This is a genomic window from Roseateles sp. P1_C1_2, assembly GCF_056406535.1.
Genome location: NZ_JBFUAB010000021.1, coordinates 25,587 through 39,612, shown reverse-complemented (window position 1 = coordinate 39,612; position 14,026 = coordinate 25,587). Strand labels below are relative to the sequence as shown.

The window sequence follows — 14,026 nt, the reverse complement described above, 5'->3', positions numbered from 1 at the left end:
GGCCAAGAAAAAGGCCGCCGCGGCGGCCCGGGGGCGTCAGACGCCTTGCTTCAGTGATTCGGTGATGAAGGGGTCGAGGTCGCCGTCCAGCACCTTCTGCGTCGCCGAAGTCTCGTAGTTGGTGCGCAGGTCCTTGATGCGGCTCTGGTCCAGCACATAGGAGCGGATCTGATGGCCCCAGCCGACGTCGGTCTTGGTGTCTTCCAGCTTCTGCTGCTCTTCCATGCGCTTGCGCATCTCATGATCGTACAGACGCGAGCGCAGGCGCTTCCAGGCCACGTCGCGGTTGCTGTGCTGGCTGCGGCCGTCCTGGCATTGCACGACGATGCCGGTCGGGATGTGCGTCAGGCGCACCGCCGAGTCGGTCTTGTTGATGTGCTGGCCACCGGCGCCGGAGGCGCGGAAGGTGTCGGTGCGCACGTCGGCCGGGTTGATGTCGATCTCGATCGAGTCATCCACCTCGGGGTAGACGAACAGCGATGCGAAGGACGTGTGGCGGCCGCCGGAGGAGTCGAAGGGCGACTTGCGAACCAGGCGGTGCACGCCGGTTTCGGTGCGCAGCAGGCCGAAGGCGTACTCGCCCTCGACCTTGATGGTCGCGCTCTTCAGGCCGGCCACGTCGCCAGGCGTCTCATCCTCGATCGTCGCCTTGAAGCCCTTGCGCTCGCAGTACTTCAGGTACTGGCGCAGCAGCATGCCGGCCCAGTCGCAGGCCTCGGTGCCGCCGGCGCCGGCCTGGATGTCCACGAAGCAGTTCAGCGGGTCGGCCGGGTTGTTGAACATGCGGCGGAACTCGAGTTCCTCGATCTTCTCGCGCAGCTTGGCCGCATCGGCCTCGATGGCCAACATGCCAGCCTCGTCGCCCTCCTCGCGGCTCATCTCGAACAGCTCGGCGTTGTCGGCCAGCGAGCCGGTCAGCATCGTGATCGTGTCGACCACCGCCTCCAGCGTGCGCTTTTCCTTGCCCAGCTCCTGGGCGCGCTTCTGGTCGTTCCAGACGTTGGGGTTCTCGAGGGAGGCGTTGACTTCGTTCAGGCGCAGCGCTTTGCGGTCGAAGTCAAAGATACCCCCTTAGCGCGTCGGTACGCGCTGAGAGGTCGGCCAGGGAGTTGCCGATTTGGTTGATGTGTTCGATGTCCATGTCAGGGCACGTCTTGTCTTGGGAAAACGCGGATTTTCTCATGGGCCAGAATCGGGCCGATGAAGGCCCCGCCCCGAGACACCTACTGGCGCCGCACGCGCCACCTCACCGCCTGGCTGCTGCTCGCCTGGGCCCTGGTGGGTTTCGCGCCGGTGTTCTTCGCGCGCGAACTCAGCGTCGAGGTGTTCGGCTGGCCGCTGGCGTTCTGGCTGGCCTCGCAGGGCGCCCTGCTCGGCTTCTGCGCCATCGTCATCGTCTATGCGCGGGCGATGGCGAAGCTGGACGCCGAGCCGCACGTGGAAATTAGCGAACCGCCTCGCTCCTGAACAGGCGGCGCGTCTCGGCCTCGCCGACATGGCGCTGGTAGATCGCAAGCACACGGCCCTCGCGCTTGAGCATCTCCAGGTGGCGCGCCAGCAGCTGCAGGTCATCGTCGCTGACCTGCTGGCGGTTCACATAGATGCCGATGGGCTCGGGCTGGGACTCCGGCAAGTCGACGATCGTGAGCTGCGCCGGCAGCAGGCCGTCATGGCGCTGCTTGACGTGGATGACGCTGGGGATCAGCGCCGCCCGGAGTCGGCCGGCATTCAGCTTGGCCGCGAGGTTGTCGAAGTCGGGCGAGTACTCGGCCTGACGTGACGCCAGCATGGCGTTGATGAGGTCGTCGAGCCGTGGGCTCAGGCGCACGCCGCGCACGACGCCGAGCTTGAGGTCGGGCATGCGCCGCAATTCTTCCAGCGTGTGCGGCACCGGCTCGCCGAGGACGATGAGGTCCTGTTCGGCGTAGGCGTAGGGCAGGAACTGGCCGATGCGTTCGCGGTCGGGGGCGCGCATGACCGAGGTGATGACGTCGAGCTGACCCTGCTCGAACTCCAGCAGCACGCGGGCGCGCGGCCGGCCGACCAGCTTGAGCCGGCAGCCGCTTCGCTGCGACAGCTCGCCGATCAGCTCTGGCACGATGCCCATCCACAGGCCGTCGCGCTGATAGGCGCCGTAGCCGAGCTCGGACACGCCGACATGCAGCTCGCGTGAGCAGGCGGCCTGGGCGCTTGCGGCAGCCAGCGCCAGCCACAGCGCGACGGCCTTATGCCTCATGCGGCCAGGAAGGGCTCGAGCACGGCGGCCAGCGCCTCGGGCTGGTCGTGATGCAGCATGTGGCCGGCGTCCTGCAGCACGGCCTTTTCCAACTGGGGCACCAGCGCCAGGCGGGCCTCGAAGTCCTCGCGCGGGTAGCGCTTGCCCCAGAAGCGCGTCAGCTGGTCGTCGCTGCCCTCGACCCAGAGCGTGGGCGCGGCGATGCGCTGCCAACAGGCCAGCACCTCGGCCTTGCGGTAGAGCATGGGGTTGGCGAGCTTGTGGGCCGGGTCGGCGTTGAGCTGGAAGCCCTCGGGTGTTTCGCGGGACCAGTGGCCGGCCAGCCAGGCGGCCTTGTCGGCGGCCAGGCGGGGGTTGTTCTTGCGCAGGCGCTCGGCCACGTCGGACAGCGTGGCGTAAGGTCGCAGCGAGGGCGGGTCCTTCAGCTCGTCAAGCCATTTGGCCAGGCGCTCGGGTGCGGCGGCGGGCGCGACGTCGGGCATGCCGAAGCCTTCGAGATTGACGAGGCGACGGATGCGCTGTGGACGAACCCCGGCATAGCTCATGGCCACATTGCCGCCCATGCTGTGGCCGAGCAGGTCCACGGGTGCGTCCGGGCTCAGCGCGTCGAGCAGGGCGTCGAGGTCGCCGAGGTAGTCGGGGAACCAGTAGCAGTCGGCGCCCGTCGTCGCGCTGAGGCCGAAGCCACGCCAGTCCAGCGCGACGACCTCGCGCTGCTGCCGCAGGGCATCGACGACGAACTGGAAGGAGGCGCCGACATCCATCCAGCCATGCACCATGACCAGCGGCGGGCGACCGGGCAAGGGTTGACCCCAGCGCAGGATGTGGTGGCGCAGGCCGCGCAGGCTCAGGAATTCGCTGCGATGGGTGCGGCTCGGGGTGTAGACATCGGGCATATCCGCACTGTAGGACACGGCAGTGCACTGACAATGGGGCCATCATGCCCGCACCCCGTCACGACATTCGCGCCGCCGAGCCGCGCGATCTTAAAGCCATCGTCCAGCTCATCAGCGAGCTCGCCGAGTTCGAGAACCTGACCCATCTGCTCGAAGTCACGCCCGAGAAGCTCGAGCCTCATCTGTTTGGCGACGAGCCGGCGGCCGAGTGCCTGGTCGGCATGGTGAACGGCGAGGTCGTCGCCTTCGCGCTGTTCTATACCAACTTCTCGACCTTCCTCGCCAAGCCCGGCCTCTATCTGGAGGACCTCTATGTGCGCCCCGCCCACCGCCGCAGCGGCCTGGGCAAGGCGCTGATCATCCAGCTGGCCCAGACGGCCTGCGATCGTGGCTATGGCCGCTTCGACTGGACGGTGCTGGACTGGAACGAGGACGCCATCCGCTTCTACGAAGGCCTGGGCGCCGACGTCATGCCCGAATGGCGCATCTGCCGCCTGACGGGCGACGCGCTGGAGCGCTATGCGGACGGCGACCGACCGAGCATGTGGTCCCCGTCGGCTTGGCTGGGGTTGTGAGCCCCTCGCCCAGCTGGCCGCGCTGAACGCGGGCCAGACTGGTCGGTCCCCCGAGGGGACGGCGATGCTTGCGGCATCGAGCCGCCAGCACATCGCCAAGCGGGCCGGCTAGGGAGCGGCCCGGCGCTCGGCCCGAGTCCGGGCAATCCATTAGGTCAGCGCCCGCATGGCTGGCTAGCATTCGCCCCCTTGTCCCAACCGGGGGTGGCCCATGGCGGAAGACCGATACGAGCAGCTGCACAGCGCCTTCCGCTGGCAGGTGCCCAAGGACTTCAACATCGCCGAGGCCTGCTGCGGCCGCTGGGCGCGCGACACGCCCAACGCCCCGGCGATCTACTTCGACAGCGAGAGCGGCTGCCGCGCCCACTACAGCTATGCCCAACTGCAACGGGCCGCCAACCGGCTCTCCAACGCGTTGCTGGACCAGGGCGTGCGCCGCGGCCACCGCGTGGCCATCGTGCTGCCGCAGCGCTTCGAGACGGCCGTCGCCCACATCGCCATCCAGCAGATCGGCGCGGTCGCCATGCCGCTGTCCATGCTGTTCGGCGCCGAGGCGCTGGAATACCGCCTGCAGGACAGCGGTGCCGTGCTGGCCATCGCCGCCTGCGAGGCGCTGCCGGCGCTGCGCGAGGTCAAGGCGCGCTGCCCGGCGCTGCGCCGCATCCTCGTCGTTGGCGAATGCCCGGTGGACTGCGATGAGCTGCCCTGGATGCAGGCCCTGCAGGCCGAGGAAGCGCGCTTCAAGCCGGTGGCCACCCAGGCCGACGACCCGGCCATCCTGATCTACACCAGCGGCACCACCGGCAATCCCAAGGGCGCGCTGATCCCGCAGCGCGCGCTGATCGGCAACCTGACGGGCTTTGTCGCCAGCCAGAACTGGTTCGGCTTCGATCCCTTCGATGCGAGCAAGCCCAGCGACGCGGTCTTCTGGAGCCCGGCCGACTGGGCCTGGACCGGCGGCTTGATGGATGCGCTGCTGCCCACGCTCTACTTCGGCCGCCCCATCGTCGCCTGGCAAGGGCGCTTCTCGGCGGCCAAGGCCTTCGAACTGATGGTGGCCTATGGCGTCACGCATGCCTTCCTGTTCCCGACGGCGCTGAAGGCCATGATGAAGGCCGAGCCGCGCCCCAAGCGCCATGCGCTGAAGCTGCGCGCGCTGATGAGCGCGGGCGAGGCGGTCGGCGACGCGGTGTTCAGCTGGTGCCGCGACGCGCTGGGCGTGCCCGTCAACGAGATGTTCGGCCAGACCGAAATGAACTACGTCGTCGGCAACTGCCAGGCGCTGTGGCCAGCCAAGCCGGGCAGCATGGGCCGGGCCTATCCGGGCCATCGCGTGGCCGTCATCGATGACGAGGGCCGTGAATGCGCGCCGGGCGAGACGGGCGAAGTCGCCGTCAATGCACGTGACCGCCATGGCGTGCCCGACCCGGTCTTCTTCCTCGGCTACTGGAACAACGAGGCCGCGACCAAGGCCAAGTTCACCGGTGATTGGTGCCGCACCGGGGACCTGGCCCGCAGTGACCGTGACGGCACGCTCTGGTACGAGGGCCGTGCCGACGACGTCTTCAAGGCGGCTGGCTACCGCATCGGCCCCGGCGAGATCGAGAACTGCCTGCTCAAGCACGCCGCCGTCGCCAATGCCGCGGTCGTGCCCAAGCCGGATGCCGAGCGCGGTGCGGTCGTGAAGGCCTATGTCGTGCTGGCCGAGGGCCATGCCGGCACGGCGGCGCTCATCGAAGCGCTGCAGGCCCATGTGAAGGCGCGCCTGGCGCCCTACGAATATCCCAAGGAGATCGAGTTCATCGCCGCCCTGCCGATGACGACGACCGGCAAGGTGCAGCGCCGCGTGCTGCGGCTCCAGGAGCAGGAACGCGCTGCTTCAGCTTGCGCGGTGGCGTAGTTTCAGCAGGCTCAGGCCCAGCAGCACGAACAGCCCGCCCGAGATGCGGTTGAAAAGGCGCAGATGCCGCGCCTCGGTCAGGAAGCGGCGCAGCGTGCGGAACAGCCCCACATAGAAGGCGTGCGACACCAGGGCCAGCGCGGTGAAGGTCAGCGTCAGCAGCAGGGTCTGCAGCAGCAGGGAATGGCCGGGCGTCAGGAACTGCGGGAACAGCGCCGTGAAGAACAGGATGGCCTTGGGATTGGTCACGGCCACGCCCATGCCCTGCAGGAAGAGCTTGCCCGGCGTGTGCGGCTGGTTGGCAGAGGCCGGGGCATCCAGCCGCAGCGGCGCGCTGCGCCACTGCTTGATGCCCAGATAGATCAGATAGCCCGCGCCGACGAGCTTGACGACGAGGAAGGCCGAGGCCGACACGGCCAGCAGCGCGCCCATGCCGGCGGTGGCGGCGCCCGACACGATGAGGAGGCCGGCCGCATTGCCCAGCGAGCTGAACACCGTGTGCCGCGGCCCCACCGCCATCGCGTTGGAGATCGCCAGCAGCACGCCAGGGCCTGGCGAAAAACAGGTCAGCAGGGCCACGCCGCAGAACAGCAGCCAGGTCGAGAAAGGCATGGAGACTTCCGGGTCAGATCGACGACTCGGCCGAGTCTATGGGCTGGGCCTTAGCCCCCGGTTGCGCGCTGGTATTGGATGCGCCAGATCAGCGCCCAGGTTTTGCCGCCGTCGTTGCTGCCTTCCCAGTCCCACATGAAGCCGCCGGGCTGGATGTCGTAGAAGCGCATGCGCTGGCCCTTGAGCTGCTCGCCCACGGGCTTGAAGTCGGTCGCGAAGAAGCGCGTCTCACCCAAGCTGCCGCCGGTCAGCGCAAAGAAGCCACCCTGGTTGTCGGCCCAGGCCTGGTGCCAGACGCCGGCCTTGTCCAGCACCGACAGCGAGCGGCCCAGCAGCCGCGGCGCGACGGCCGGGTCGCCCTCGAAGTTCTCCTCGATGACCTGGCCGTCGAGGATCTTGGTGATGCGGTTGCGGGCCCGGGCCATGCTGCCGTCGGGCTTCTTCCAGGTGACGACCCAGTCGCCAACCCAGAAGTCGAACAGCTCGGCCGGAGCTGGTGCCGACAGGGCGGGTTGCAATGAGGCGGCGAGCATCAGGCCGGCGATGATTTGGCGCATGGCGGTGGTGGGAATGGTGATGCGCCAGCCTAGGTCCCGGCCGGTTCGCGCGGTGTTGCAGAAATTGCTCGCTGCGCTGTCCAAAGCCGGCAACCTCGTTCGTCGAAGGAATGCAACCTCCAGGAGCCCCCATGACCCTGACCCTTGTCCAGCGGCCGCCAACCCTCGTCGTCGGCCTGCAGATCCGCACGAAACCCATGTCGCCCGAGATCCCGGCACTGTGGCCCCGGTTCGTCGCCCGCATCGGCGAGATCCCGCATCCGGCCGAGCCCCGCGTCAGCTATGGCGTCATTGGCCCAGGCAGTGACAAGAACCAGTTGGACTACCTGGCCGCCGTCAGCGTCTCGGCCGACGGCCCCTTGCCCGAAGGCATGACCCGCCTGGTGCTGCCCGCCGGCACCTATGCCCGCTTCAGCTTCCCGCTGTCGAAGCTGGGCGAGGGCTTTGGCGAGATCTTCCAGCGCGCCTTGCCCGAGTCGGCCTATGTGCAGGCACCGGGCCCCCTCTTCGAGCGCTACGACGAGGCCTTCTGCCCGGACGACCCGAACTCGGCCGTGGAGGTCTGGCTGCCGGTCGCGCCCAAGGCCACCTGATTGACCAGGGCCGCGAATTCGCGGCTGCGCTCCAGGCTGACACCATGGCCGCAGTCGTAGTGCCGGCCCTGCACATGGGGCCCGGCGGCCAGGAAACGGGCCTCCTGGCGCAGCATGACGTGGTCCTTCGTGCCGTTGAGCAGCCAGACCGGCTGAGGGATGGCCTTCAGGCGGGCGAGGTGGTCCACGCCCCAGAGGGCGTCCACGCAGTCCGCGAAGACCTTGAAGCTGATGCCGCCGGCCACGACGGCGTCGATGTCCGCCGGCGCGACGCCGCCCTCTTCGGCCAGCAGTTTGCGGATCTTGGGCTCGCCGCGCGCCAGCAGGCGGGGCTCGCCGACCAGGGCCAGCGACAGCTTGAACATGGCCGCCTTGGCCCGAAAGTGCAGGGCGGTGGGCCACTGCTCGATATTGGCCGTGCAGCCGCCGACGATCAGCCCCTGCAACCGGTTCTGCGGCAGGGCGGCTGCGGCGGATAGCGCGGTGTAGCCGCCCAGGGAATCGCCCACCAGCAGCACTGGCGCAGGCGCCAGGGCCGCAACGGCCTGCCTGACCGTCTCGACCGCGCCCGCCAGCGTGAAGCGCTCGCCGCGCCGCGAGCCATGGCCGGGCAGGTCGGGCGCAAGCCATTGCAATTGCGGGTCCAGGTGCCGGCGCAGCGGCGCCCACATGCCGCCGCTCAGCGTCGCGCCGTGGATCAGGACGAGGGCTGGGTTGGACATGTCGGACAGCTCCAAAGTCTGAAACCTATCCTACAGGATGGCGGAGGCCAGGTCCCGCCGGGTTTTCCTGGTCGCGGGCATCAATCGCCCGTGCAATGGGGAAATCCGTGCGATACCTTGCAAACAGCCGTCGCCATGTCATGGGGATTGCCCTTGGTTGGTGCGGAAAACGGGTAAACCTGTTTGACATGTTGGATGGGGCTATCCTAATCTTCATCTCAACACGGACCCAGCCATGACGCCCAGTCCCACCCTCAGCCCCATCGAGCGACCGACACTGTCGGCCCAGGTCGCCCGGCATCTGCTGGCCCTGATCAACAGCGAGCAGCTCCGCCCGGGCGACGGCGTGCCCAGCGAGATGCGCATCAGCCAGGAGCTGCAGATCAGTCGGGGCAGCGTGCGCGAGGCCTACCGGTCGCTGGCGGCGCTGGGCATCCTGGAGATCGAAGGCGGCCGCCGACCGCGGCTGCGCATCGTTGACGCCAGCGTGCTCGGCCAGGTGTTCGACTACGCGCTGAACACGGCGCAGGTGAACATCGCCCACGTGCTGGAGACGCGCCGCGCCATCGAGCTGCAGACTGCCCAGCTCGCCGCCCGCTACGCCGACGAGGCGCAGCGCAAGCGCCTGCGCGAACTGGTCACGCAGATGCGCACGGCCGGCCACGACCATGCCCGCCGCATCGCGGCCGACGCCGACATCCACCACCTCATCGCGGCTGCCAGCGGCAACCCGCTGCATGCGCTGCTGCTGGGCGCGCTGGGCACACCGGTCAAGGCCTCCGCCCGCATGCACCTGGCCGAAACCCGTCCCGAGAGCGAGCTGCTGCGGGTCATCGATGCGCACGAGGCGGTCGTCGACCGCATCTGCGCCGCCGACCCCATGGGCGCGCAATCGGCCATGTCCTACCACTTCGACCTGGCGATGGTGCACGTGCAGCGCCAGGGTGATCGCAACTCCGCCGAAAGCGGCACCGGCCCCGGGGCCGGTCCAACAGGCGTCATCAGCACCTGAGGGGCCAGCGTCCTCTCGGGGCCTGAAGACAGCAAGGTCCCCACATGTCCAACACCGAGTTCTCGGTTGCGCCTGGCGCAGCCGAGCGGGCGATCTCACGCCTGAAAAACCGCTTCGGCGACCGGCTGAGCACCAGCGCAGCGGTCCGCGAACAGCATGCCCGTGGCGAAGGCCTGGCGACGCGGCTGGCGCCCGACGCCGTGGTCTGGCCCGAGAACAAGCAAGAGGTCTGCGAGGTGCTGGCCCTGTGCAACGAACTGGGCGTGCCTGTCATCGCCTTCGGCGCCGGCAGCTCGCTGGAGGGCCACGTCAGCGCGCCCTATGGCGGCATCTGCCTGGACGTGTCGCGCATGAACCAGGTGCTGGAGGTGCACGCCGAGGACGGCGACTGCACCGTGCAGCCGGGTGTGACCCGTGAGGACCTCAACGCCCATCTGAAGGGCACGGGCCTGTTCTTCCCCGTGGACCCGGGTGCCAACGCGACGCTGGGCGGCATGGTGTCCACCCGCGCCTCGGGCACGACCACGGTGCGCTACGGCTCCATGGTGCACAACGTGATGGCGATGGAAGTGGCGCTGGCCGATGGCCGCCTCGTGCGCCTGGGCACGCGGGCCCGCAAGTCCTCCGCGGGGCTGGACCTCGTGCACCTGATGACGGGCTCGGAGGGGACGCTGGGCGTCATCACCGAGCTGACGCTGAAGCTGCACCCGCTGCCCGTCGAGGTCGCCGCGGCGAGCTGCGCCTTCCCGACGCTGGCCGACGCGGTGGACGCGGTCACCGAGATGTCCATGACCGGCCTGCCGTTCGCGCGCATCGAGTTCCTGGACGAACACCAGGTGCGCGCCTGCAACCAGTATTCGCCGCTGGGCCTGTCCGAGCAGCCCACGCTGTTCCTGGAGTTCCATGGCTCCGAGGGCGGCGTGCGCGAACAGGCCGAGATGGCCCAGGAAATCTGCGGCGGCAACGGCGGCGTGGGCTTCACCTGGGCCACGCGGCCCGAGGACCGCACCCAGCTCTGGCGCGCCCGTCACACGGCCTACTTCGCCGCGCTGGCGCTCAAGCCCGGCTGCCTGAGCGTTGTCGCCGACGTCTGCGTGCCCATGTCGGCCCTGGCCGAGAACGTGGGCCAGGCGCGCCGCGACATCGACCGCGAAGGCCTGGTCGCGCCCATCCTGGGGCATGTGGGCGATGGCAACTTCCATGTGCTCTTCATGCCCATGCCCGACCGGGCCGACGAACAGGCCGCGGTGGAGCGCGTCTACGCCGCCATGGTGGACCGCGCCCACGCGGCCGGCGGCACCTGCACCGGCGAGCACGGCATCGGCCTGGGCAAGAAAACCAAGCTGCTGGCCGAGTACGGCCCCGATGTCGTCGGCCTGATGCGCGCCATCAAGACCGCCTGGGACCCCAAGGGGATCCTGAACCCCGGGAAGATTTTCTGAAGCCACAACACACAACAGAGAGACAAGCCATGAGCACCAGAACCACTCCCATCGCTCGCGCCGCCCAGTTGCTGTGCGCCTGCGCCACCTTCGCCCCTGCGGCCTGGGCCGCCGACGACCCCAAGGCGCCGCAGAACGAGACCCTGGACAAGGTCGTCGTCACCGCGCAGAAGCGCGAGCAGGCGGCTCTCGACGTGCCGGCCTCGGTGACGGCCCTCAGCGCCGAGCGCCTGACGCGCAGCGGCGCCACCAAGCTGGAGGACTACGCGGCCCAGGTGCCGGGCCTGTCGTACAGCAGCATCGGCCAGGGCAATATGCAGATCGTGTTGCGCGGCATGTCCACGGGCCTGGCCCAGGCCGCGCCGACGACGGCCATCTACATCGACGAGGCACCCGTCGGCTCCGTCAACGCCTACACCGTGGGCAGCCAGCTCGCGCCAGACTTCGACCCCGCCGAGCTGACCCGCCTGGAAGTGCTCAAGGGCCCGCAGGGCACGCTGTTCGGCGCCGGTGCCGTGGGCGGCCTGGTGCGCTTCGTGACGGCCCAGCCCGACACGCGCAACGTCAGCGCCCGCCTGACGCTGGGCATGAACAGCGTCGCCCATGGCGGCAACGGCAGCATCGTGCGCGCCTCGGCCAACCTGCCGTTCGCCAACGAGACCATGGGCCTGCGCGTGTCGGCCTACAACCGCAAGGACGCTGGCTTCATCGACGTGAAGCCCGGCATGGAGGACGTCAACGACGCCAAGGTGCGCGGCGCCCGCGTGGCCTACACCTGGCTCATCAACGCCGACTGGACGCTCAGCGCGATGGCGCTGCAGCACCAGGTTCGCTCCGGCGGCCCCAGCACCGTGGACGTGGACGGCAAGACGCTGCAGCCCAAGACCGAGGACTACCACCACTCGCTGCTGACGCCGGAGTCGCGCGACACCGACCTGGACCTCGCCAACGTGACCGTCAAGGGCCGCATCGGCGACTTCAATCTCGTGTCGTCGACGACCTCGCAGCGCATGACCTCGCGCACCTACCAGGACATGTCCACCTCCTACGGTGTGCTGCTGGGCGTGGTGCTCAGAGACATGGACTACGGCGTCGGCTTTGCGCAGAGCACCAGCACCAAGCGCCTGTCGCAGGAGCTGCGCCTGCAGTCCACCGTCGGCAAGCTGGACTGGGAGGCGGGCCTGTACTACACGCAGGAGGACGACACCAACCGCATCCCCGGCTTCGACACCTTCTCGCTGGCCACCGGCGCGGCCAAGCCGGTCAACATCCCCGGCACGCAGATTCCCTTCCCCGACGGCGCCGCCAAAGCCCGCATCGACACCAAGTACCACGAGACCTCGGTGTTCGCCAACGCCAACTACGCGTTGACCGAGCAGTGGGACCTCCAGGCCGGCGTGCGCTACGCCCGCGACAACCAGGACTACGACCAGGCCTACAGCGGCCTGCTGTTCACGCCCAACGTCGTGTTCACGCAGTCGGCCACGCACAGCAAGACCACCTATCTGCTGACGAGCCGCTTCAAGCCCACGGCGACCGACGCGATCTACGCCCGCGCCGCCAGCGGCTACCGCCCCGGCGGCCCCAGTGCCGCGCCGCCCACCACCGGCCGCCCGCCCGTCGTCGACGCCGATTCGCTGACCAGCGTGGAGATCGGCTGGAAGACGGTGGGCCTGGGTGGCAAGCTGTCCTTCGAGGCCGCCGTCTTCCGCACCAACTGGAAGGACATCCAGATCCAGACCAGCGCCCAGGGCGCCAACTTCTTCGTCAACGGCGGCCAGGCGCGCAGCCAGGGCCTGGAGGCGACGCTCGCCTGGTACCCGGTCGCGGGCCTGAGCCTGCGCGCGTCGCTCGGCTACACCGACGCCAAGCTCACCGAGGACACCACCAAGGTGCGGCTCAACCCCGGCACGCCGGCCGAGAAGCCGCTGGGCCGCAGCGGCGACCGCCTGCCCTTCGTGCCCAAGATCACCGGCTCGCTGGCAGCCGACTACCGCTGGGCCGTGGGCGGCGGCTGGGCGGCCTCGGTCAATGTCGGCGTGAATCGCATCGGCGAGCGCCAGAGCGACTACAGCGGCAAGACGCCCATCGCCGTGCCGGCCTACACGACGGCCAGCCTGGGCGCCGGGCTGGAGAACGCGACGTGGCGGCTGTCGACCTATGTGAAGAACATCGGCGACACCAAGGGCATCACTTTCCTGGCCGACCGCGGCCTGCCGCCGCTGACGCCGAACTCGCCCACGGCCGCCGGCATCGTCACGCCGCGCACCATCGGCTTGGAAGCCAGCGTGCGGTATTGAAATGCCCCTCGTCCAAGGAATACCTTGGCCGGTCCCCCGAGGGGACGGCGATGCTTGCCGGCTCGACCGGCAAGCACATCGCCAGAGCGGGCCGGCTAGGGAGCGGCCCGGCGCTCGGCCCGCAGGCATGCACTACGGCCGCGAATGCGGAATGGACAACTGAGATGGGTTCTCTCGTTCACGAGCACCGCCTGCCGCCGCTGCCGCTCGACAGCGGCGCGACGCTGGCCGCGCCGGTCATCGGCTACCGCAGCCTCGGTAAGCTGAACGCCGAGGGCACGAACGCCGTCCTTGTGCTGCATGGCTACACGACCGGCCCCGACATGCTGGAGCCCGGCGCCAACGTGGCCGAGGGCTCGTGGAGCGCACTGGTGGGGCCGGGCAAGGCGATCGACAGCGAGCGCTGGTTCATCGTCTGCCCCAATATGCTGGGCTCCTGCTACGGCTCCAGCGGCCCGGGCAGCGTGAACGAGGCGACGGGCCGGCGCTGGGGCCTGGATTTCCCGGCGATTACGCTGGCCGACATCGTGCGCTCGCAGAAAAGCCTGCTCGATGAACTCGGCGTGAAGCGCCTCGCCGCCGTGGTCGGGCCGTCCTTCGGTGGCTACCAGGCGCTGCAGTGGGGCGTGCAATACCCCGACTTCGTCGAGCGTGTCATCGCCGCCGTCTCGGCGCCCTGGCACCCGGAAGGCGCCGGCAGCAGTGCGGCCGTGCGCGCCCAGCTCGCGGCCATGGATGGCTGGCGCGACGGTCGCTATGACGTCGAGACCATGCGGCAGGGCCTGCGCGCACTGCGCATCGCGACGCTGCAGCGCTACGGCGTGGAAGCCGAGCTGGCGTCGCGCCTGCCCGACGCAGCCGAGCGCGCCGCCGCCCTCGAGCGCATGGCGGACGACTGGGCGCGCGGCTTCGATCCCGGTGCGCTACTCGTGCTGATGCAGGCCGCCGAGCGCTTCGACCTGCGCGGCCAGCTCGCGCGGCTCAAGGCGCCGTTGCTGTGGGTGCTGTCCAGCAGCGACGCCGTCTTCTCGCCGGTCCTTGTGGACGCCGCCCGCCCGCTGCTGGACGCGGCCGGCGTGGACTGGCGCGCCCAGGTGCTGCACAGCGACAAGGGCCATCTCGCATCCGGTGCCGACGCCGCCCTGTGGGCAGCCTCGCTGCATGACTTCATGAACGGCTGA

Annotated in this window: 14 protein-coding genes; 8 read left to right on the top strand and 6 right to left on the bottom strand. The window is 69.2% G+C overall.

Annotated features, from left to right (window positions below):
* Positions 1 to 36 precede the first annotated feature (36 nt).
* A protein-coding gene (gene prfB, locus AC1D2H_RS20800) for a peptide chain release factor 2 (RefSeq protein WP_477935959.1) occupies positions 37 to 1,141 on the bottom strand; the annotation gives its coding sequence in 2 pieces (ribosomal slippage) (positions 37 to 1,059 and positions 1,061 to 1,141; 1,104 coding nt in all).
* Between the two features lie 59 nt (positions 1,142 to 1,200).
* On the opposite strand from prfB, the gene AC1D2H_RS20795 reads away from it, so the two are divergent.
* Positions 1,201 to 1,467 (top strand): DUF4212 domain-containing protein, encoded by a 267-nt coding sequence (locus AC1D2H_RS20795; RefSeq protein WP_478012297.1) that lies wholly within the window; start codon positions 1,201 to 1,203, stop codon positions 1,465 to 1,467.
* Here AC1D2H_RS20795 and AC1D2H_RS20790 read toward each other — a convergent pair.
* Both AC1D2H_RS20790 and AC1D2H_RS20785 read right to left on the bottom strand, forming a co-directional pair.
* Complete coding sequence (locus AC1D2H_RS20790; RefSeq protein WP_478012296.1) at positions 1,445 to 2,236, bottom strand: substrate-binding periplasmic protein; 792 nt, start codon at positions 2,234 to 2,236, stop codon at positions 1,445 to 1,447. The two genes, AC1D2H_RS20795 and AC1D2H_RS20790, sit on opposite strands and share 23 nt — an antisense overlap.
* A complete protein-coding gene (locus tag AC1D2H_RS20785) occupies positions 2,233 to 3,132 on the bottom strand; it encodes an alpha/beta fold hydrolase (RefSeq protein WP_478012295.1) in 900 nt (299 codons plus the stop codon). The genes AC1D2H_RS20790 and AC1D2H_RS20785 overlap by 4 nt, the downstream gene beginning before the upstream one ends.
* A 44-nt stretch (positions 3,133 to 3,176) precedes the next feature.
* Between AC1D2H_RS20785 and AC1D2H_RS20780 the strand changes: the two genes are divergently transcribed.
* Both AC1D2H_RS20780 and AC1D2H_RS20775 read left to right on the top strand, forming a co-directional pair.
* Positions 3,177 to 3,707, top strand: a complete 531-nt coding sequence (locus tag AC1D2H_RS20780) for an N-acetyltransferase family protein (protein ID WP_478012294.1) — start codon at positions 3,177 to 3,179, stop codon at positions 3,705 to 3,707.
* A 211-nt stretch (positions 3,708 to 3,918) separates the two neighbouring features.
* Entirely contained in the window at positions 3,919 to 5,607 is a 1,689-nt protein-coding gene (locus AC1D2H_RS20775) for an acetate--CoA ligase (RefSeq protein WP_478012293.1), read from the top strand.
* Here AC1D2H_RS20775 and AC1D2H_RS20770 read toward each other — a convergent pair.
* Together AC1D2H_RS20770 and AC1D2H_RS20765 are read right to left on the bottom strand one after the other, a co-directional pair.
* A complete protein-coding gene (locus tag AC1D2H_RS20770; RefSeq protein WP_477929180.1) occupies positions 5,587 to 6,219 on the bottom strand; it encodes a LysE family translocator in 633 nt (210 codons plus the stop codon). The two genes, AC1D2H_RS20775 and AC1D2H_RS20770, sit on opposite strands and share 21 nt — an antisense overlap.
* 50 nt (positions 6,220 to 6,269) lie before the next feature.
* Positions 6,270 to 6,776, bottom strand: a complete 507-nt coding sequence (locus tag AC1D2H_RS20765) for a hypothetical protein (RefSeq protein ID WP_477929182.1) — start codon at positions 6,774 to 6,776, stop codon at positions 6,270 to 6,272.
* Between the two features lie 131 nt (positions 6,777 to 6,907).
* On the opposite strand from AC1D2H_RS20765, the gene AC1D2H_RS20760 reads away from it, so the two are divergent.
* Positions 6,908 to 7,369, top strand: a complete 462-nt coding sequence (locus AC1D2H_RS20760; RefSeq protein ID WP_477929184.1) for a GyrI-like domain-containing protein — start codon at positions 6,908 to 6,910, stop codon at positions 7,367 to 7,369.
* Here AC1D2H_RS20760 and AC1D2H_RS20755 read toward each other — a convergent pair.
* The gene (locus AC1D2H_RS20755) at positions 7,291 to 8,091 is read right to left on the bottom strand and encodes an alpha/beta fold hydrolase (protein ID WP_478012292.1); all 801 of its coding nucleotides are present in this window, start codon (positions 8,089 to 8,091) and stop codon (positions 7,291 to 7,293) included. The two genes, AC1D2H_RS20760 and AC1D2H_RS20755, sit on opposite strands and share 79 nt — an antisense overlap.
* A 235-nt stretch (positions 8,092 to 8,326) precedes the next feature.
* On the opposite strand from AC1D2H_RS20755, the gene AC1D2H_RS20750 reads away from it, so the two are divergent.
* The 4 genes from AC1D2H_RS20750 to AC1D2H_RS20735 all read left to right on the top strand — a co-directional run bounded on the left by AC1D2H_RS20750 (position 8,327) and on the right by AC1D2H_RS20735 (position 14,026).
* On the top strand, positions 8,327 to 9,103 hold the full coding sequence (locus AC1D2H_RS20750; protein ID WP_477929188.1) for a FadR/GntR family transcriptional regulator: 777 nt from the start codon (positions 8,327 to 8,329) through the stop codon (positions 9,101 to 9,103).
* 44 nt (positions 9,104 to 9,147) lie between these two features.
* Positions 9,148 to 10,545: an FAD-binding oxidoreductase gene (locus AC1D2H_RS20745; protein WP_478012291.1), complete on the top strand. Its 1,398-nt coding sequence runs from the start codon at positions 9,148 to 9,150 to the stop codon at positions 10,543 to 10,545.
* A 29-nt stretch (positions 10,546 to 10,574) separates the two neighbouring features.
* Positions 10,575 to 12,845 carry a TonB-dependent receptor gene (locus AC1D2H_RS20740; protein WP_478012290.1) on the top strand — a complete coding sequence of 757 codons (2,271 nt, stop codon included), beginning with the start codon at positions 10,575 to 10,577 and terminating at the stop codon, positions 12,843 to 12,845.
* 164 nt (positions 12,846 to 13,009) lie between these two features.
* A complete protein-coding gene (locus AC1D2H_RS20735) occupies positions 13,010 to 14,026 on the top strand; it encodes an alpha/beta fold hydrolase (RefSeq protein ID WP_477929194.1) in 1,017 nt (338 codons plus the stop codon).

Coding starts and splice junctions, on each gene's coding strand:
- AC1D2H_RS20795 (WP_478012297.1), top strand. CDS start 1,201: ATGAAGGCCCCGCCCCGAGACACCTACTGGCGCCGCACGCGCCACCTC.
- AC1D2H_RS20790 (WP_478012296.1), bottom strand. CDS start 2,236: ATGAGGCATAAGGCCGTCGCGCTGTGGCTGGCGCTGGCTGCCGCAAGC.
- AC1D2H_RS20785 (WP_478012295.1), bottom strand. CDS start 3,132: ATGCCCGATGTCTACACCCCGAGCCGCACCCATCGCAGCGAATTCCTG.
- AC1D2H_RS20780 (WP_478012294.1), top strand. CDS start 3,177: ATGCCCGCACCCCGTCACGACATTCGCGCCGCCGAGCCGCGCGATCTT.
- AC1D2H_RS20775 (WP_478012293.1), top strand. CDS start 3,919: ATGGCGGAAGACCGATACGAGCAGCTGCACAGCGCCTTCCGCTGGCAG.
- AC1D2H_RS20770 (WP_477929180.1), bottom strand. CDS start 6,219: ATGCCTTTCTCGACCTGGCTGCTGTTCTGCGGCGTGGCCCTGCTGACC.
- AC1D2H_RS20765 (WP_477929182.1), bottom strand. CDS start 6,776: ATGCGCCAAATCATCGCCGGCCTGATGCTCGCCGCCTCATTGCAACCC.
- AC1D2H_RS20760 (WP_477929184.1), top strand. CDS start 6,908: ATGACCCTGACCCTTGTCCAGCGGCCGCCAACCCTCGTCGTCGGCCTG.
- AC1D2H_RS20755 (WP_478012292.1), bottom strand. CDS start 8,091: ATGTCCAACCCAGCCCTCGTCCTGATCCACGGCGCGACGCTGAGCGGC.
- AC1D2H_RS20750 (WP_477929188.1), top strand. CDS start 8,327: ATGACGCCCAGTCCCACCCTCAGCCCCATCGAGCGACCGACACTGTCG.
- AC1D2H_RS20745 (WP_478012291.1), top strand. CDS start 9,148: ATGTCCAACACCGAGTTCTCGGTTGCGCCTGGCGCAGCCGAGCGGGCG.
- AC1D2H_RS20740 (WP_478012290.1), top strand. CDS start 10,575: ATGAGCACCAGAACCACTCCCATCGCTCGCGCCGCCCAGTTGCTGTGC.
- AC1D2H_RS20735 (WP_477929194.1), top strand. CDS start 13,010: ATGGGTTCTCTCGTTCACGAGCACCGCCTGCCGCCGCTGCCGCTCGAC.